At 60.9% G+C, this 19365-nt stretch carries 16 protein-coding genes; 12 read left to right on the forward strand and 4 right to left on the reverse strand.

Annotated features, from left to right (window positions below):
- Positions 1–52 precede the first annotated feature (52 nt).
- The 3 genes from BFP92_RS10330 to rarD all read left to right on the forward strand — a co-directional run bounded on the left by BFP92_RS10330 (position 53) and on the right by rarD (position 4170).
- The gene (locus tag BFP92_RS10330) at positions 53–1951 is read left to right on the forward strand and encodes a PhoX family protein (protein WP_065929411.1); all 1899 of its coding nucleotides are present in this window, start codon (positions 53–55) and stop codon (positions 1949–1951) included.
- Positions 1952–2126: 175 nt separating this feature from the next.
- Positions 2127–3101, forward strand: coding sequence for a serine/threonine protein kinase (locus tag BFP92_RS10335; RefSeq protein ID WP_056857817.1), 975 nt, complete (start codon positions 2127–2129; stop codon positions 3099–3101).
- 184 nt (positions 3102–3285) lie between these two features.
- Positions 3286–4170 (forward strand): EamA family transporter RarD, encoded by an 885-nt coding sequence (gene rarD / locus BFP92_RS10340; protein ID WP_065929412.1) that lies wholly within the window; start codon positions 3286–3288, stop codon positions 4168–4170.
- Between the two features lie 223 nt (positions 4171–4393).
- On the opposite strand, the gene BFP92_RS10345 is transcribed toward rarD, so the two are convergent.
- Positions 4394–4906 (reverse strand): glycine cleavage system transcriptional repressor, encoded by a 513-nt coding sequence (locus tag BFP92_RS10345; protein ID WP_065929413.1) that lies wholly within the window; start codon positions 4904–4906, stop codon positions 4394–4396.
- Between the two features lie 377 nt (positions 4907–5283).
- Between BFP92_RS10345 and BFP92_RS10350 the strand changes: the two genes are divergently transcribed.
- Positions 5284–7461: a malate synthase G gene (locus BFP92_RS10350; RefSeq protein ID WP_065929414.1), complete on the forward strand. Its 2178-nt coding sequence runs from the start codon at positions 5284–5286 to the stop codon at positions 7459–7461.
- A 65-nt stretch (positions 7462–7526) separates the two neighbouring features.
- On the opposite strand, the gene BFP92_RS10355 is transcribed toward BFP92_RS10350, so the two are convergent.
- Positions 7527–7955: a hypothetical protein gene (locus tag BFP92_RS10355; RefSeq protein WP_065929415.1), complete on the reverse strand. Its 429-nt coding sequence runs from the start codon at positions 7953–7955 to the stop codon at positions 7527–7529.
- Positions 7956–8082: 127 nt separating this feature from the next.
- Positions 8083–8529 carry a response regulator gene (locus BFP92_RS10360; RefSeq protein WP_065929416.1) on the reverse strand — a complete coding sequence of 149 codons (447 nt, stop codon included), beginning with the start codon at positions 8527–8529 and terminating at the stop codon, positions 8083–8085.
- 247 nt (positions 8530–8776) lie between these two features.
- On the opposite strand from BFP92_RS10360, the gene BFP92_RS10365 reads away from it, so the two are divergent.
- The 8 genes from BFP92_RS10365 to BFP92_RS10400 all read left to right on the forward strand — a co-directional run bounded on the left by BFP92_RS10365 (position 8777) and on the right by BFP92_RS10400 (position 17800).
- On the forward strand, positions 8777–10699 hold the full coding sequence (locus tag BFP92_RS10365; RefSeq protein ID WP_170875832.1) for a putative nucleotidyltransferase substrate binding domain-containing protein: 1923 nt from the start codon (positions 8777–8779) through the stop codon (positions 10697–10699).
- Positions 10696–11403, forward strand: a complete 708-nt coding sequence (locus BFP92_RS10370) for a 3'-5' exonuclease (RefSeq protein ID WP_065929418.1) — start codon at positions 10696–10698, stop codon at positions 11401–11403. The genes BFP92_RS10365 and BFP92_RS10370 overlap by 4 nt, the downstream gene beginning before the upstream one ends.
- A 145-nt stretch (positions 11404–11548) precedes the next feature.
- Positions 11549–12067, forward strand: coding sequence for an RNA polymerase sigma factor (locus BFP92_RS10375; protein WP_065929419.1), 519 nt, complete (start codon positions 11549–11551; stop codon positions 12065–12067).
- Entirely contained in the window at positions 12064–13026 is a 963-nt protein-coding gene (locus BFP92_RS10380) for a FecR domain-containing protein (RefSeq protein ID WP_065929420.1), read from the forward strand. The genes BFP92_RS10375 and BFP92_RS10380 overlap by 4 nt, the downstream gene beginning before the upstream one ends.
- A 228-nt stretch (positions 13027–13254) precedes the next feature.
- A complete protein-coding gene (locus BFP92_RS10385) occupies positions 13255–15684 on the forward strand; it encodes a TonB-dependent siderophore receptor (protein WP_065929421.1) in 2430 nt (809 codons plus the stop codon).
- 62 nt (positions 15685–15746) lie between these two features.
- Entirely contained in the window at positions 15747–16850 is a 1104-nt protein-coding gene (locus BFP92_RS10390) for a PepSY-associated TM helix domain-containing protein (RefSeq protein ID WP_065929422.1), read from the forward strand.
- Positions 16847–17029: a hypothetical protein gene (locus BFP92_RS10395; RefSeq protein ID WP_065929423.1), complete on the forward strand. Its 183-nt coding sequence runs from the start codon at positions 16847–16849 to the stop codon at positions 17027–17029. The genes BFP92_RS10390 and BFP92_RS10395 overlap by 4 nt, the downstream gene beginning before the upstream one ends.
- A 141-nt stretch (positions 17030–17170) precedes the next feature.
- Positions 17171–17800: a glutathione S-transferase gene (locus BFP92_RS10400; protein WP_065929424.1), complete on the forward strand. Its 630-nt coding sequence runs from the start codon at positions 17171–17173 to the stop codon at positions 17798–17800.
- A gap of 186 nt (positions 17801–17986) precedes the next feature.
- Here the strand turns inward: BFP92_RS10400 and creD are convergent, their stop codons facing one another.
- On the reverse strand, positions 17987–19339 hold the full coding sequence (gene creD / locus BFP92_RS10405; RefSeq protein ID WP_065929425.1) for a cell envelope integrity protein CreD: 1353 nt from the start codon (positions 19337–19339) through the stop codon (positions 17987–17989).
- Between the last annotated feature and the right edge of the window lie 26 nt (positions 19340–19365).

The following is a 19365-nucleotide window of genomic DNA, read 5'->3' on the forward strand; positions in this document are numbered from 1 at the left end:
ATTCGTCACGAGCGCTCCTTAAGGTGTCTGCAAAAACCGCAGGGAGCCTGAAATGAGCCTACTAGAAGAAAACCAAGCCACCGACCTTGAACAGATGGTCGGCCTCACCCGCCGCCGTTTTATCGGCGCCGGTGCCCTGTGCGGTGCCGCGATGTTCCTGGGCGGCAACCTGCTCACCCGCAGCGCAATGGCCGTGAACGCAGCCACCGCCAGCCCCTTGCTCGGCTTTACCAGCATCGCCGCCGCCACCAGCGACGCCATCACCTTGCCGCCGGGTTACTCCGCCTCGGTGCTGATCAGTTGGGGCCAGCCGTTGCACAAGAACGCACCGGCCTTCGACCCGTCCGGCAACGGCACCGCCAAGGCCCAGGAACAACAGTTCGGTGACAACAACGACGGCATGAGCCTGTTTGCCTTCCCCGGCGACAACAACCGTGCGCTGATGGCCATCAACAATGAATACACCAACTACCGCTACCTCTATGCCCACGGCGGCGCACCGCAATCGGCTGAAGACGTGCGCAAGGCCCAGGCCAGCGAAGGCGTATCGGTGATTGAGGTGCGGCGCAAGGGCGACACCTGGCAGTTCGTGCAGGACTCGCGCTACAACCGCCGCATCCACGGCAATACGCCGATCCGCCTGAGCGGCCCCGCTGCCGGCCATGCCTGGCTGAAAACCAGCGCCGACAACACCGGCAAAAAAGCCCTCGGCACCTTCCAGAACTGCGCCAACGGCAAGACCCCGTGGGGCACTTACCTGACCTGCGAAGAGAACTTCACCGACTGCTTCGGCAGCAGCAACCCGCAACAAAACTTCGACGCCGGGCAAAAGCGCTACGGCGTGGTGGCCGCCAGCCGCGAGATCAACTGGCACCTGCACGACCCGCGCTTCGACATGGCCAAGAACCCCAACGAACTCAATCGCCACGGCTGGGTGGTGGAAATCGACCCGTTCGACCCGCAGTCCACGCCGGTAAAACGCACCGCCCTGGGCCGCTTCAAACATGAAAACGCCGCACTGGCAGAAACCCGTGATGGCCGCGCCGTGGTGTACATGGGCGACGACGAGCGTGGCGAGTTCATCTACAAGTTCGTCAGCCGCGATCCGATCAACCACCACAACCCCAAAGCCAACAAGAACCTGCTCGACCACGGCACCTTGTACGTGGCGATTTTCGATGCTGGCGACGGCAATGCCGACCACCCCAAGGGCAAGGGCGAATGGGTCGAACTCACCCACGGCAAAAACGGCATCGACGCCAGCTCGGGTTTCGCGAGCCAGGCCGAAGTGCTGATCCACGCGCGCCTGGCCGCCAGTGTGGTGAAAGCCACACGCATGGACCGCCCGGAATGGATCGTGGTCAGCCCCACCGACGGCCAGGTGTATTGCACGCTTACCAATAACGCCAAACGCGGCGAAGACGGCCAGCCGGTGGGCGGGCCGAACCCGCGCGAGAAAAACGTCTACGGGCAAATTCTGCGCTGGAAAGCCGATGCGGATAACCACGGCGCCAACACCTTCACCTGGGACTTGTTTGTGGTGGCCGGCAACCCCGGTGTGCATGCGGGTACGCCGAAGGGCGGCTCGTCCAACATCAACCCGCAAAACATGTTCAACAGCCCCGACGGTCTCGGCTTCGACAAGGCCGGGCGCTTGTGGATCCTTACCGACGGCGACTACAGCAACAAGGGCGACTTCGCCGGCATGGGCAATAACCAAATGCTGTGCGCCGACCCCAACACCGGGGAAATCCGCCGCTTCATGGTTGGGCCGGTGGCGTGCGAGGTCACGGGTATCAGCTTTTCGCCGGACCAGAAGACCCTGTTTGTGGGGATTCAGCATCCAGGGGAAACCGGCGGTTCGACCTGGCCGGAGCATCTGCCCAATGGCAAGCCGCGCTCGTCGGTGATGGCGATTCGGCGGGATGATGGTGGAATAGTCGGCGCCTGACAGGACCTTGTGGCGAGCGGGCTTGCCCCGCGTTGGGCTGCGCAGCGGCCCCAAAACAGCGGGAGCGCTGCGCACTCCAACGCGGGGCAAACCCGCTCGCCACAACAGCCACCACCTGGCTATGCTGTTACCATACCCGGCCGGACGCGGCGCCCTGCTGCGCGCAGGAGTTCGCATGGCCCACCCGTTTGAAACACTCACCCCTGATTTAGTACTCGACGCCGTCGAAAGTATCGGCTTCCTCAGCGATGCGCGCGTGTTGGCGCTCAACAGCTACGAAAACCGTGTGTATCAGGTGGGCATCGAAGACTCCGAGCCGCTGATCGCCAAGTTCTACCGCCCGCAACGCTGGACCAACGAAGCGATCCTGGAAGAACACCGCTTCACCTTCGAACTGGCCGAGTGTGAAGTGCCGGTGGTTGCGCCGCTGGTCCACAACGGCGAAAGCCTGTTCGAACATGCGGGTTTTCGCTTCACCCTGTTCCCACGCCGTGGCGGCCGGGCGCCGGAGCCGGGTAATCTCGACCAGCTGTATCGCCTTGGGCAATTGCTCGGGCGCTTGCACGCCGTGGGTTCCACCCGCCCGTTTGAACACCGTGAAGCCTTGGGCGTGAAGAACTTCGGTCACGATTCCCTCAACACCTTGCTCGAAGGCAATTTCATTCCCAAGAGCCTGTTGCCCGCTTACGAGTCGGTCGCCCGCGACCTGCTCAAGCGTGTGGAAGAGGTGTACAAGGCCACGCCACACAAGAACATCCGCATGCACGGCGACTGCCACCCCGGCAACATGATGTGCCGCGACGAGATGTTCCACATCGTCGACCTGGATGACTGCCGCATGGGCCCGGCCGTGCAGGACCTGTGGATGATGCTCGCCGGTGACCGCCAGGAATGCCTGGGCCAATTGTCGGAATTGATGGACGGCTATCAGGAGTTCCACGACTTCGACCCACGCGAACTGGCCTTGATCGAACCCCTGCGCGCCTTGCGCCTGATGCATTACAGCGCCTGGCTGGCCCGCCGCTGGGATGACCCGGCGTTCCCCCACAGCTTCCCGTGGTTCGGCAGCGAGCGGTATTGGGGCGACCAGGTGTTGGCGTTGCGCGAGCAACTGTCGGCGCTCAATGAAGAACCCCTGAAACTCTTCTGACTACCGATCGTCCCCACGCTCCGCGTGGGAATGCATCCTGTGACGCTCCGCGTCACGCACCTCAACTGCGGACGCAGAGCGTCCAACACGGCATTCCCACGCAGAGCGTAGGAACGATCATCCCATTGCCTGACAAAAATCCTTACAATCGCGCTTTGTAAGCTGCCTGAGCAAGGATTCTGCAATGCACGCCGCCAACCCCCGCAAGGGGTACATCCTGGGCCTGAGTGCCTATGTCATCTGGGGTCTGTTCCCACTTTATTTCAAAGCCATCGCCAGTGTTCCCGCCGCCGAAATCATCGTGCACCGCGTGTTGTGGTCGGCGCTGTTCGGCGGTTTGCTGCTGATGGTGTGGAAGCACCCCGGCTGGTTCCGCGAACTGCGTGACAACCCCAAGCGTCTGGCGATTCTGGCACTCAGCGGCTCATTGATTGCGGCCAACTGGCTGACCTACGTGTGGTCGGTGAACAGCGGGCGCATGCTGGAGGCGAGCCTGGGTTACTACATCAACCCGTTGGTGAATGTGCTGCTCGGCATGCTACTCCTTGGCGAGCGCCTGCGCCGCCTGCAATGGATCGCCGTCGGGCTGGCGGCGGTGGGTGTGGCGCAGCAAGTGTGGCAAGTCGGCAGTCTGCCGTGGGTGTCGCTGGTGCTGGCGCTGACCTTCGGCTTTTATGGTTTGATCCGCAAACAGGCGCCGGTCAAGGCACTGCCAGGGCTGGTGGTGGAAACCTGGATGCTGGTGCCCATCGCCGTCGCCTGGTTGTTGTTCAACCCGTCGGCCCACAGTGCGCAACTTGAGTTTTGGAGCACCTCCGAAGCCTGGTGGCTGGTGGCCGCAGGCCCGGTGACGCTGATCCCGCTGGTGTGCTTCAACGCCGCCGCACGGCATCTGCCCTACACCGCGCTGGGCTTTCTGCAGTACGTGGCGCCGACGCTGGTACTGCTGGAAGCGGTGCTGCTGTTCGGCGAACACCTGGCGACCAGCACGCTGATTGCCTTCGCGTTCATCTGGGCAGGCCTGGTGGTCTACAGCCTGGATGCCTGGCTGACGGTGCGCAAACGCTGATCAAATAACGTACAAACCTCTGCAAGCCACAGTGCACGTGGCTTGCAGGCATTCACCCCAAGGTTATCCACAGCCTGATCCCCGCCATTTGTGCACAAGCCCTTGAAACTGCTCGTTTTTTGCTCAACCGACGAAGAGGCCCGGTCAGCTTGGCCTGGCGCCGGGTCTCTACAGGTTATCCACAGGCCCATGCAAGATTTCCATGCATAACCCAGTGGACCGATTATTCCTCGTGGTGCAGTTCCACCATCAAATCATCGGCCAAGGTTTCCAGGGACAGCTGCAGGGTATCCAGGGACAACGCGGTCGGCACTTGCAGCAGCGCTTCGGCACTGAACAGTGGATCACCGCTCATGGGCGCCGGACGTACATCCGTGCTCAGGCTGGCCAGGTTCACGCCTTGTTTGCTCAGCAGCGCTGTGATTTCGCGCACGATGCCCGCGCGGTCATTACCTACCAGCGTCATCATGATCGATTTGGACGCCGAGGCCTGCCCGCTGCTGCCCTCGCCCACCAGCACACGGATTCCGTGTGTGGATAAGTCCTCCAGCGCACCCACCAGCGCCTGACGCTGTTCCGTCGGCACACTGACCCGCAAGATCCCGGCAAACTGCCCGGCCATATGCGCCATGCGGCTTTCCAGCCAGTTGCCGCCGTGGGCAGCAATGTTCTGCGCGATGCGTTCAACCAGGCCGGGTTTGTCGGCGGCGATAATAGTGAGTACAAGATGGTCCATGGCGAAGCCCTCGGTGGGTCGATCATCGATTATAGGCACACACCCTGTGGGAGCGGGCTTGCCGCGATGGGGCCTGTCAGTTACACATCGGTTGGCTGAGCTATCGCTATCGCGGGCAAGCCCGCTCCCACACACAGCCAAGGCCTGGAGAAGTGGCCAGGAACAAATCGTGTACCATTTTTATATTTATCTGGAACAATCCAATAGTTTTTTGAGAACATCCGATTCTCCGCTGTGACCGTACGACCAAAATGAGTCGCTAAACGACGTATTTAGTCTAATTTTCACAACCGCAAGTCATCATGTAGTATGCCCAACCGTGCACTACATAATGAAAATCTGAAACAGCGCATAAGCTCCGCAGAGTGAGGCAAGCAATGACTGAACACGTTCAAGTCGGTGGCCTGCAGGTCGCCAAAGTCCTGTTCGACTTCGTGAACAACGAAGCCATTCCCGGCACCGGCATTACTGCCGACCAGTTCTGGGCCGGCGCCGACAAGGTCATCCACGACCTGGCACCGAAGAACAAAGCCCTACTCGCCAAACGCGATGATTTCCAGGCGCGGATCGACACCTGGCACCAGACCCACGCCGGCAAGGCCCACGACCCAGTGGCTTACAAAGCCTTCCTGCAAGATATCGGCTACCTGCTGCCGGAAGCCGCAGACTTCCAGGCCTCGACCCAAAACGTCGACGACGAAATCGCCCGTATGGCCGGCCCGCAGCTGGTCGTGCCGGTCATGAATGCCCGCTTTGCCCTCAACGCCTCCAATGCCCGCTGGGGCTCGCTGTACGACGCGCTGTATGGCACCGATGCCATCAGCGAAGCCGACGGCGCCGAGAAGGGCAAGGGTTACAACAAAGTGCGTGGCGACAAGGTCATTGCCTTCGCCCGTGCTTTCCTCGACGAAGCCGCGCCGCTCACCGCCGGCAGCCACGTCGACTCCACCGGTTACAAGATGGTGGATGGCAAGCTCATCGTCAGCCTCAAGGGCGGCAGCAACAGCGGCCTGCGCGACGATGCACAGCTGATCGGCTTCCAGGGCCCTGCGGCCGAGCCGATTGCGATCCTGCTTAAACACAACGGCCTGCACTTCGAAATCCAGATCGACGCCAGCACCCCCGTCGGCCAGACCGACGCCGCCGGCGTCAAAGACGTGCTGATGGAAGCCGCGCTGACCACCATCATGGATTGCGAAGACTCCGTCGCCGCCGTGGATGCCGATGACAAAGTGGTGATCTACCGCAACTGGCTCGGCCTGATGAAGGGCGACCTGGCCGAGGAAGTGGCCAAGGGCGGCAAGACCTTTACCCGTACCATGAACGCCGACCGTGTCTACACCGGCGCGGATGGCCAGGACGTGACCCTGCACGGCCGTTCGCTGTTGTTCGTGCGCAACGTTGGCCACTTGATGACCATCGACGCGATCCTGGATAAAGACGGCAACGAAGTGCCGGAAGGCATCCTCGACGGCCTGCTCACCAGCCTGGCGGCGATCCACAGCCTCAACGGCAACAGCAGCCGCAAGAACAGCCGTACCGGCTCCGTGTACATCGTTAAACCGAAGATGCACGGCCCCGAAGAAGCCGCGTTTACCAATGAGCTGTTCGGCCGCATCGAAGACGTGTTGAACCTGCCGCGTAATACGCTGAAAGTCGGGATCATGGACGAGGAGCGCCGCACCACGGTCAACCTCAAGGCCTGCATCAAGGCGGCGAGCGAGCGTGTGGTGTTTATCAACACCGGCTTCCTCGACCGCACCGGCGATGAAATCCACACCTCCATGGAAGCCGGCGCGATGGTGCGTAAAGCTGCCATGAAGGCGGAAAAATGGATCGGCGCCTACGAAAATTGGAACGTCGATATCGGCTTGAGCACCGGCCTGCAAGGTCGTGCGCAGATCGGTAAAGGCATGTGGGCCATGCCCGACCTGATGGCGGCGATGCTTGAGCAGAAAATCGCCCACCCATTGGCTGGCGCCAACACCGCCTGGGTGCCATCGCCGACGGCAGCTGCGCTGCACGCGCTGCACTACCACAAGGTTGATGTGTTCGCCCGTCAGGCCGAGTTGGCCAAGCGCGAACGCGCCTCGGTGGACGACATTCTGACCATCCCTCTGGCCAGCAACACCGATTGGTCCGAAGAAGAAATCCGCAACGAGCTGGACAACAACGCCCAGGGCATCCTCGGCTATGTCGTCCGTTGGATCGACCAGGGCGTCGGCTGCTCGAAAGTGCCGGACATCAACGATGTGGGCCTGATGGAAGACCGCGCCACCCTGCGCATCTCCAGCCAGCACATCGCCAACTGGTTGCGCCACGGCATCGTCAACGAAGCCCAGGTGATGGAAAGCCTCAAGCGCATGGCGCCGGTGGTGGACCGTCAAAATGCCGGGGATGCGTTATATCGCCCGCTGGCACCGGACTTCGACAGCAACATCGCGTTCCAGGCGGCGGTGGAGTTGGTGATTGAAGGGACCAAGCAGCCGAACGGGTATACGGAGCCGGTGTTGCATCGCAGGCGTCGTGAGTTCAAAGCCAAGAACGGGCTTTGATTAAACGCTGAACAAAACAAAGCCCTGTTCGTAAGATCAGGGCTTTGTTCTTATCAGGCGGGTAATCACGCAAACACAAACGTGGCTTCTCCTGTACCGTTAATCGTAACTTCCATCTCCTCATGGACAAACGTCAAATTCATGTAGGTAATATAATTTGTATACGTATTCGGGGAACCCGCGTCTTTGGAAATAACCATAAATTTCCCGGACGTAGGAGCAATAAAATAATTACCCGACTCGTCTCTATAATCGATGTTTCCTCGATGCTTATCTATATCTCGCGGGAAGCTGAATTCATACGCTGCCTCGCGTGGAAACAGCGTATTCCCGTACTCAGCTGTCAACGAACCCGCCCCGTCGGTGATAACCGAAAAATCTCTCAGACTTGCTCTCAGATTAGAAGGCTTTACAAGGCGTGCCTTTCCATCCCTGAGAATTAGAATACTTGCGTCGTCGCTATTTGCTTGATCATTAGACTTTTTAATAGGCATAACGAGCTCCTGTGGAGGATGTAAGGTCCTGGCTGAAAACCAGAACTCTCCGGCCAAGTAAACAACCCGCCCACCTGCTTGCCTACTGTGAGAACTGACAGTTCAAATAAAAAAAGATAAACGGCAGTTATTGAGCCATCCCCAACTCGCGCTTGACCATCTTCGCCAACTTCACGCTATCAATCGGCTTGAGCAAAAAATCCACCACGCTCAAATGCATCGCATCGATCACATCCGGCGCTTCCGCGTCCCCCGACATGATGATGATCGGCAACGCCGCACGGGTTGAATCGCGCACCTTGCGAATCAATTGCAGGCCGTTGCTCGGCGCCATGCGCAAATCGGTGATCAGCAAACCGATGGAACTGCTGGAGCTCAACAAATCCCACGCTGCCTCACCACTGGCGGCGGTCATGCAGCGAATGCCATCCAGGCCCAGAATTTCTGCCAGCAATTCACGTGCGTCCTTGTCGTCATCGACAATCAACACCCGTTGTGGCGGCAGATCGGGCTCCAGCATCACGGCGCTCAGCGCCTCGCGCTCGGCATCACTCAAAATATCGTGGTCGGACATACGTTTCTCAGCAGTTCTATTCAAGCTCCCAGCACACTCGTCAGACATCTGCGGAAGGGCGAACAATGTGCACTTCGTCGGAAAGTTTGCCTAGTGGGCGTTCTACGGGGTTTGGACGATAGTCATGTAAGGTTTTTCCCTAGTTGTGGTGGGTTTTACCGAGACCTAGACTTACGTCCAATGGGCACCCGCCGCGCGGGAGTCGACCATGCAGGACGATAACGACAAAAAAACTGCGGTCACTGTTATGAGTAAAGCTGATGCTTTCACGCAGGCGGGAAAAACCGCCGTGTTGCAGAACATCCACGGCACTTTGCAATTCCTGCAACGCTTCCCTCCGTTTAACCAGATGGAAAACGCCCACCTGGCGTTTTTGGTCGAACAGTGCCAACTGCGCTTCTACGGCCCTGGCGACAGCATTCTCAAACCGTCCGGCGGGCCGGTGGAGCACTTCTATATCGTCAAGCAGGGCCGCGTCGTCGGCGAACGGCCGGACTCGACGCAAGCCACTTTCGAAATCACCACCGGCGAGTGCTTCCCCCTCGCCGCGTTGCTGGGTGAGCGTGCCACCCGCACCGAGCACAAAGCCGCCGAAGACACCTTTTGCCTGCAACTGAACAAGCCGGCGTTTATCAAGCTGTTCGCCCTTTCCAGCCCGTTTCGCGATTTTGCCCTGCGCGGTGTCAGCAGCCTGCTGGATCAGGTCAACCAGCAGGTGCAGCAAAAGGCCGTGGAAACCCTGGGCACCCAGTATTCGCTGAACACCCGCCTGGGTGAATTGGCCATGCGCCATCCGGTCACCTGCAGCCCGACCACGCCCCTGCGCGAAGCGGTGACGCTGATGCATGAGCAACAAGTGGGCAGCATCGTGATCGTCGATGCGCACAAGGCGCCGCTGGGGATTTTCACCTTGCGCGACCTGCGCCAGGTGGTCGCCGACGGCACCAGCGATTTCAATCAAGCCATCGCCGGCCACATGACCCAGGCGCCGTTCTTTTTAAGCCCGGACCACAGCGCCTTCGACGCGGCCATCGCCATGACCGAGCGGCATATCGCCCATGTGTGCCTGGTAAAAGACCAGCGCCTGTGTGGCGTGGTGTCCGAGCGCGACTTGTTTTCTCTGCAACGGGTCGACCTGGTGCACCTGGCCCGCACCATCCGCAACGCGCCTCGAGTGGAAAACCTGGTGGTGATTCGCGGCGAGATCGGCCAACTGGTGGAACGCATGCTGGCCCATGGTGCGTCGTCCACCCAGATCACCCACATCATTACCCTGCTCAATGACCACACCGTGTGCCGAGTGATCGAACTGACCCTGGCCGACAAAGGCGACCCTGGCGTGCCCTTCAGCTGGCTGTGTTTCGGCAGCGAAGGGCGCCGTGAACAAACCCTGTTTACCGACCAGGACAACGGCATCCTGTTCGAAGCCACGGACGCCGCCGAAGCCGCCGAGATCCGCGGCCGCCTGCTGCCACTGGCGCAGCAGATCAACCAAAGCCTGGCGCTGTGCGGCTTCAGCCTGTGCAAGGGCAATATCATGGCCGGCAACCCCGAGCTGTGCCTGTCGCGGGCTGAATGGGCGCGGCGCTTTGGTGCCTTTATCCGCGAAGCCACGCCGGAGAACCTGCTGGGCTCAAGCATCTATTTCGACTTGCGCGTGGTGTGGGGCGACGAGCGCGGGTGTGAGCAACTGCGCCAGGGCATTCTGGATCAGGTGGCCGATAACCGCTTGTTCCAACGTATGCTGGCCGAAAATGCCTTGCGCCAGCGCCCGCCGGTCGGGCGTTTCCGCGACTTTGTGCTGACGCGCAAAGGCACCGAAAAGGCCACGCTCGACCTCAAGGTGCAGGGCCTTACACCTTTTGTGGATGGCGCACGCCTGTTGGCCCTGGCCAATGGTATTCACACCAACAACACCCTGGAGCGCCTGCGCCAACTGGTGGCCAAGGAGGTCATCGAACCGCTGGACGGCGCCGCCTATGAGGAGGCGTATCACTTTATCCAGCAAACGCGCATGCAGCAGCATCAGCTGCAAACCCGCGAGAACCTGCCGTATTCCAACCGTGTCGACCCCGACAGCCTCAACCACCTGGACCGGCGCATCCTGCGCGAATCCCTGCGCCAGGCCCAACGCCTGCAAAGCAGCCTGACGCTGCGGTATCAGCTGTGAGCCTGTTCGGTTGGCTGCGTAAGAAAAAACCCGGGCTCGACGCAACCCAACAGCAGCGCCTGGCGCACTTGCCCAGGCCCGCAGCCTTGGGCGACGGGTCTTTACGCAGGCAACGCTGGGTGGTGGTCGACCTGGAAACCAGCGGCCTGAACCTCAACCGCGACCAGGTGCTGTCCATCGGTGCAGTGATCATCGAGGATGGCGCAGTGGATTTTTCGCAGATGTTCGAGCGCACCCTGCTACGGGCCAACACCAAGGTTGGCCCCAGCGTGTTGATCCACGGCCTGGGCCCCAGTGCGATTGCCGCCGGCAGCGACCCGGCCGAAGCCTTGCTGGATTTTATGGCCTTTGTCGGCGACAGCCCGTTGCTGGCGTTCCATGCGCCGTTCGACCAACACATGCTGTGCCGGGCGCTCAAGGACAGCCTGGGTTATCGGTTGACCCACCCGTTCCTTGATGTCGCCGACATCGCCCCGCTGTTGTGCCCCGACGCGAATATCCGTGAAGCCGGGCTCGATGACTGGATCAGCCACTTCAAGCTGCACGTGGGCGAACGCCATCACGCCAGCGCCGATGCATTGGCCACGGCAGAGCTGATGCTCATCCTGTTCAGCCGTGCGCGCCAACAGGGAATCGACAGCCCACAGGCGCTGCAAGAGCGCTTGAGCCAATGGACACGGCGCAAACAAACACCCTCTTTCTAGCGAAACGCGGAGCGTCCCAGGAGGCATTCCCACGCAGAGCGTGGGAACGATCGTCCGACAGACGCCAATTGCGCCCACTCCCGGCCTCTGACACAATCGCGAATAATTCTCGTTAGTTTAAACCCCTTGTTTATTCGGTGATGCCTTGTCGTCGGTCCAAACCCCACACAGTCAGCTTGTTGGCGCGTTGTATCGCGACCATCGCGGCTGGCTGTTGGCGTGGCTGCGACGCAATGTGGCCTGCCCGAGCCGCGCCGAAGACCTGAGCCAGGACACCTTCATGCGCCTGCTGGGCCGCGACGAACTGCGCGAACCCCGCGAGCCGCGCGCGTTTCTGGTGGCCATCGCCAAAGGCTTGCTGTTCGACTACTTCCGCCGCGCGGCACTGGAACAGGCCTACCTCACCGAACTGATGCTGATCCCGGAAAGCGAACACCCTTCGCCCGAACAACAGCAACTGATCCTCGAAGACCTCAAGGCCATCGACCGCCTGCTCGGCAAACTGTCGAGCAAGGCCCGCGCCGCCTTCCTCTATAACCGCCTCGACGGCCTGGGCCACGCCGAAATCGCCCAGCGCCTTGGCGTGTCGGTGCCGCGTGTGCGCCAGTACCTGGCCCAGGGCATTCGCCAGTGCTACATCGCGCTGTATGGCGAGCCGCTGTGACCGGCGCCAAACCGGTCACCGCCCGTGTGCTGGATGCGGCGATTGCCTGGCAACTGTCGCTGGGCTCGGGCGACGGCAGCGCTGTGGAACAAGAAGAGTTCGGCAAATGGCTGGCCAGCGATGAAGAACACGCGCGCGCCTGGCGCCAGCTGGGCATGCTCGACCAGCGTTTCAGCCTGGCCTCGGGCCCGGCGCGGGCGGCGTTGTTGCAGTCACGCCAAGGCATTCGCCAGCGCGTGCGCAAGTTGGGCAGTGGTTTGGCCAGCATCGCGCTGGTGATTGGCCTCGCGCTGTTTGCCGGTGAACGTTACGTGCCCATCCACTATTGGCTGGCCGACCAACGCACGGCCACCGGCGAACAACGCACGCTGAAGCTGGCCGACGGCACGCTGATCAACCTCAACACCCACAGCGCCATCGACGTGCGCTTTGATGAAAAACGCCGATTGATCGTGTTGCAGGAAGGCGAAATCCTGGTCGAAACCGGCCACAACGATGCGCGGCCGTTCTACGTGCAAACCCGCGACGGCAGCCTGCGCGCCCTGGGCACGCGGTTTATCGTCAGGCGCGAAGACGACGCCACGCGCCTGAGCGTGCTGCAATCTGCTGTGGCCGCCCAGCCTGAGGCGCTGCATCAGGAACAGATTTTCAAGCAAGGCCAGCAAGTGCTGATGCGCAGCGACGGCCTCGGCCCTGCGCGGGTGCTCACACCCGCCGCAGACGCCTGGACGCGCGGCATGCTGGTGGTCGACAACGCCCGCCTGGGCGATGTGGTTGCCGAACTTGGCCGCTATCGCACCGGCTACCTGGGCGTGGACAAAAACGTGGCCGACCTGCGCATCACCGGCAGCTTCCCGCTGCACGACACCACGCTGGCGCTCAATGCCCTGCTGCCGACCTTGCCGGTGCAGATCGAGCAGCACACGCCGTGGTGGGTGACCGTGAAGGCTACGCCTTAGGTTTTTCAGTGCCTGGGCGATCGCCTTCGCGAGCAAGCCCGCTCCCACAGTTGACCGCGTTTTTCCAGTTAGAACACGGTCAACTGTGGGAGCGGGCTTGCTCGCGAAGAGGTCCTCAAAAACACCATAACGCTTCAGAGCAAAAATATTTCCACCCAGCCCTATCACTTTTTGATTCTCGTCCGGCACCTAGGCAATTGAGAAATATTTTCATTCAGGAGCCGCCCCATGTCCCGCACGCTAGACACCTTGTTGCGCCCCAGCCTGTTAGCCGTGGCCATTGCCCTCAGCGCCCCGCTGACGAGCACCGCGCTGATCGCCGCCGAGCAAGCCAGCAACGTGCGCGCCTACAACCTGCCGGCTGCGCCATTGGCCAGCACCCTGAACCAGATCGCCAGCCAGGCCGGTTTGGCGCTGACGCTTAACCCATCGCTGGCAGCGGGCAAGACCTCGGCACCGGTCAAAGGCCAGTTCGATGCCCAGGATGCGTTGCGTGAGGCGTTGCGTGGCACGGGGTTGCAGTTGGAGCAGAGCAGTGCGGGGACGTTTACGCTGGTGGCCATTCCTGAAGGTGTCGTGGCGTTGCCAGAGACCAGCATCATTGCCCAGGGCAGCGATGAAAGCGCTTGGGGGCCCGTCGACGGCTACCTGGCCAAACGCACCGCGGCCGGCACCAAGACCGACACCGCGCTGGTTGAAGCGCCGCGCTCGATCTCCGTCGCCACCCGCGAGCAGATGCAGGACCGCAACGTTCAGAACCTGGATGACGCGGTTAAATACATGCCCGGCATCGTGTCCGCCAGCTACGGCAGCGACACCCGCTACGACTGGATGCGCGTGCGCGGCTTCGAGCCCACGCAATTCCTCGATGGCCTGCCACTGCCACGCGGCGTGTACGCCAACCCGAAAGCCGAAACCTGGAACCTCGACCGCCTCGCCCTGCTGCGTGGCCCGGCCTCGTCGGTCTACGGCCAAACGCCGCCGGGCGGCCTGCTGGACATGGTCAGCCGTCGTCCCAGCGAAGAACAAAGCAGCGCCATCCAAGTGCAATACGGCAGTGACAATTACCGCCAGATCAACTTCGCCAGCACCGGCAAGATCGATGATGAAGGGCAGTTTCTGTATGGCCTCAGTGGCGTGGTGCGCGATGCCGGCACCCAGATCGATCACATCGACAACAAGCGCTACAACATTGCGCCGAGCCTGACCTGGAATATCGACCCGGATACCAAGCTGACTTTTCTGTCGCAGTTCACCCGTGACGATACCGGTGCCACCAGCCAGTTTTTGCCCATCCAGGGCACCAAGCTCAAATCACCCCTGGGTGATATTTCCCATCACAAAAACCTGGGCGACCCGGATTACGAGTACTACGACCGCACCTACTACGCGTTGGGCTATGCATTCGAGCATCGCATCAATGACACCTGGCAGTTCCGTCAGAACCTGCGCTACACCAAGTCGGAGTTGTCATTTCAGACACTCACCGTAGGTGCGTATCCCTACACGATGGTTGACGCAGACGGCAACGTCGGCCGCACCTCGACAAACGTGGACGAGAACATCGGCCAATTGGCCCTGGACAACCACTTCCAGGCCGACTTCACCACCGGCGACATCTCCCACACCCTGTTGCTCGGCCTGGATCACCAGCGCACCGATACCTCTTACCTGTCGATTTACGGCGATGGCCTGAAGACCAACGTCAACAATCCGATTTACGGCCAGCCCATCGTTCGTCCCGCTCGCTCCGGGGCTTATTACGACTACAACCAGAAAACCGTGCAGACCGGCCTCTACGCTCAAGACCAGATGGCGCTTGACCAATGGCGCCTGACCTTGGGCGGCCGCGAAGACTGGGTGCATCAGGGCACCACGTACTTCAACCAGAAAGATGCGACCAATACCGACCGAATCAAACATTTCAGCGGCAACGCCGCACTCAGCTACGTATTTGATTCCGGCTTCGTACCCTATATTTCCTACGCTGAATCCTTCCAACCGGCGAGCAATGCCAGCGTCTCGGCGACCGAGTCCTACAAACCCACCGAAGGCAAACAGTGGGAACTGGGTATCAAGTACCAGCCACCGGGCTCGAACACTTTGCTCAGTGCCGCCGTGTATGACCTGACCCAGAAAAACGTGCTGGTAACCACCACTACCGCCGGCAGCATTCCAGTCACCAACCAGACCGGTGAAGTGAAGGTCAAAGGCCTGGAACTGGAGGCCGTGTCTGATGTGACCGACAACCTCAAAGTCATCGCTTCCTATACCCTGGCCAAATCCGAGGTGCAAAAAGGCGACTACAAAGGTAATCGTCTGCAACTGATGCCAAACCAGCAAGCAACCCTGTGGACAGATTACACCTGGCACACGGGTGTCCTCGACGGCTTCGGTATTGGCTTGGGTGCGCGCTACACCGGCAATACCTATGGCGACCAAGGCAATACGTGGTTGGGCAAGGCCGACGCCTACACCGTGTTCGATGCGGCCGTGCACTACGACCTCGGCCGTCTGGACAACAGCCTCAAAGGTGCCTCGGTAAAATTCAACGCGACCAACCTGTTCGACAAGGACTACATTTCAACCTGCGATGGTTTCTATTGCTACTACGGCGACCAACGCAGCGTCGTCGCCAGCGCCACCTATCAATGGTAATCGGCTGAGTTAACAACCGGGCCGCCCCTGTGGGCGGCTTCGGTGTGTCTGAAGGCTAGAAAATGAAAAGCAAAACCATCCGCCGCTGGTCCTTCATCCACACCTGGACCAGCCTGATCTGCACGGTATTCCTGCTGCTGCTCGCCCTTACCGGCCTGCCGTTGGTGTTTCACCACGAGATCGACCACCTGCTGGGCAACGAGCCTGAACTGGCACAGATGCCTGCCGATACGCCGCAACTGAACCTTGAGCAGTTGGTGGCCAAAGCCCAGGCCCATCGCCCCGGCGAGGCCATGCAGTACCTGGCGTGGGACGAAGACGACAAGAACGGCGTGATCGCGATCATGGCCGCCACGGCCGGCACCGAGCCCAACTCGTCCCACACCTTCATGCTGGATGCGCGCACCGGCGAGGCCGTGGAAACCCCGGCGGCCAATGGCGGGTTGACCCTGTTCCTGCTGCGTTTGCACGTGGACATGTTCGCCGGGCTGCCGGGCAAGTTGCTGCTGGCGTTCATGGGCATTCTGTTTGTGGTGGCAATTGTCTCGGGCACGGTGCTGTACCTGCCGTTTATGCGCCGGTTGAAGTTCGCCACCGTGCGTAAAGACAAGTCCACTCGCCTGCGCTGGCTCGACCTGCACAACCTGATCGGCGTGGTCACGCTGACCTGGGCGCTGGTGGTGGGCGTCACCGGCGTGATCAGCGCCTGCGCCGACCTGATCATCGCCGCCTGGCGCCAGGACAGCCTCAGCGCCATGATCGAGCCTTACAAAAACGCGCCGCCGCTGACCCAACGCGCACCGGCCACCGAATTGCTGAGCATCGCCGCCAAGGCCGCGCCCGGCATGGAGCCGGACTTTATCGCCTTCCCCGGTACGCGCTTTTCCAGCGAACACCACTACGCGGTGTTCATGAAGGGCAGCACGCACCTGACCTCGCACCTGCTCACGCCGGTGCTGATCGACGCCGGCACCCTGGCCGTCACCGCCATCACCGAACGGCCGTGGTACATGGACGCCATGGGCATGTCCCAACCGCTGCACTTTGGCGACTATGGCGGCATGCCGATGAAAATCCTCTGGGCGGTGCTGGATGTGCTGACCATCATCGTGTTGGGCAGCGGGGTTTACCTGTGGATTGTGCGGCGCAAGGCGGCCAAGCCATGAAGCCGCGCCAGTCGAGTTTCTGGAAGGTGTTCGGCATTCCGCTGGGGGTTGGCCTGCTCAGCGCGGCGGGTTTGTTTGCGGCGCTGTTGGGTGACGGGTTGTGGGATTCGTTGAGTTGGGTGGGGTTGGGTGTTCCGGCTGCCATTGGGGCTTGGGGGTTGTTTAAGCGGCGCGGCTGAAGGCGCTATCGCAGGCAAGCCAGCTCCCACCTTTAACGGTGTTCACAATTCAACAGGTGGGAGCTGGCTCGCCTGCGATTAGGCCTTCAAAAACAACCACAATCCCTCTAGGCTAGCCCCTGCCTTTTCCGAGGAATGCCCATGTCCGCGCCCAGCATGACCTTGTTTCACAACCCCGCTTCACCCTTTGTTCGCAAAGTCCGCGTGCTGCTGATCGAGACCGGCCAGCAGGACCGCGTGGCCTTGCATGGCTGCATGCCGACGCCGGTCAACCCCGATGCACAGGTGGTGCAGGACAACCCCGTGGGCAAGATCCCGGCCCTGCGCCTGGCCGATGGGTCGGTGCTGCACGACAGCCGGGTGATCCTCGATTACTTCGACCACCAGCACGTCGGAAACCCGCTGATCCCGCGTGACGGCTCGGCCCGCTGGCGCCGCCTCACCCTCGCCTCGATGGCCGACGGCATCTTGGATGCCGCCGTGCTGGTGCGTTACGAAACCGCCATGCGCCCGGTCGAAAAACACTGGGACCAATGGCTGCAAGCGCAGCGCAACAAGATCCACCGCGCCCTCGCCGAGCTGGAAGCCGAAGCGATTGCCGAACTGGCCAGCCACTTCGACATCGCCGCCATCGGCGTGGCCTGCGCCCTGGGTTACCTGGACTTTCGCCACCCCGACCTGCAATGGCGCGCCGGCAACCCCAAGCTTGCCGATTGGTATGCCGAGGTCAGCCAACGGCCTTCAATGCTTGAGACCCAGCCGCCCCACTAACTTTCATCCACATTCCCTGTGGGAGCGGGCTTGCTCGCGAATGCGGTGGCTCTGTTGGAACTACTGTGACTGACACACCGCTTTCGCGAGCAAGCCCGCTCCCACATTGAAGAGTGGTGCTGCTGAGGAAGGTGGCAATCCTTGCTACCAGTTGCGCCCGCACCTGCTGATCTTCACGCAACCCAATCATTGCGCCACCTCCCGAACCTTGCGTTTACCCACGCCATACCAATCCAGCTTGCGCGTCAGCACCATCACTGTACCCAGCAAACCAAACAGCAACAGCGAGCCCATCAGCAGCGCGTAATCCTCAGCGCTCAACAGCCCGTACAACAAGCCATACAACGCCGCCAACCCCGCCGAAAAGCCCAGACCATGCACAACACTGCGCAGCACGTGGCACACATAAAAACCAATCAACAACACACAGGCACTCGCCGAGATCAGGTAGGCCAATGCAAAGCCCAGGTGTTCGGACAACGACAACAACAGCAGGTAGAAAAACGCCAAGGCAAAGCCCACCAATGCGTACTGAATCGGGTGCACCGCGAGGTTTTTCAGCACTTCAAACAAGAAGAAACCGGCAAACGTCAGGGCGATAAACAGCAGCGCATATTTGATCGCGCGGTCGCTCTTGAGGTACTGGTCCACCGGGTCGATGAAGTTCACGCCAAAGCTGCGGCTGGTGAAGTCTTCGCAGCCCTGGCGGTCCAGGCAGGTTTGCAGGGCTTGTTCGAGGTTGGTGGAGAAAAACGAGGTCTGCCAGCTGGCGCTGAAGCCCTTGGCGGTGACCTCGCGCTGCGCCGGCAGGAAGTTGCCGATAAAGCTTGGGTGCGGCCAGTTGGAGGCGAGTGACACCTGGCTGGTCTTGCCCACCGGCACCACTTGCAACTGTTCGGTGCCTTGCAGGCGCAGGTCAAAAGCGAAGTCCACCACGCCCGGTTGTTTGCTGTCCTGCGCGGGCAGCGTTACATGCACGCCCTCGCCCAACCAGTCCACTTGCGAGCCGGGCGAGAAGGCCAGGCGTTGGCTGCCCAGCTCAAGCTTCAGGGCGTTTTCGATGCCACGAATATCGCTGATACCCACCGCCAGAAACGCCGGCTCGAAACGGTAATCGGCAAAGTTTTCGGTAATGCCCAGTTGCGCCGGCAACTCGAAACGCCCACTGATGCGGTTGTCTGCATGGAACAGTCGCGCCTGGTAGATGCCGCGCGAGCGCAGTTCGGTTTGCACCTTGCCGTCGAGTTCAAAACGGTCCGGCAGAAAATACAGACGGCCGCGCTCTTCACGGGTTTCCTCGTAGCGTTTGTTGAGCTTTTCATTGAGTTTCCACTCGCGCACGGTCTTGCGATACGGCACCACCATGACCGGGCCGGTAATGCGTTGGCTGTAGCTGGAGCTGCGGGCGATGTCCATCAGCACGCCGTCGCGCAGTTGCTGGCGGTCGCTGATGATGCCGTTAATCATCAGCAGCGGAATCAGCAACAGCAGGATCAGCAGCGCAATGGCGCCAAGTTTGAACAGCAAGCTTCGGTTCATGGGGCTCTCCCTGTTTGGATGGGCAG

This window comes from Pseudomonas sp. 58 R 3, assembly GCF_900006605.1.
GTDB lineage: Bacteria > Pseudomonadota > Gammaproteobacteria > Pseudomonadales > Pseudomonadaceae > Aquipseudomonas > Aquipseudomonas salomonii.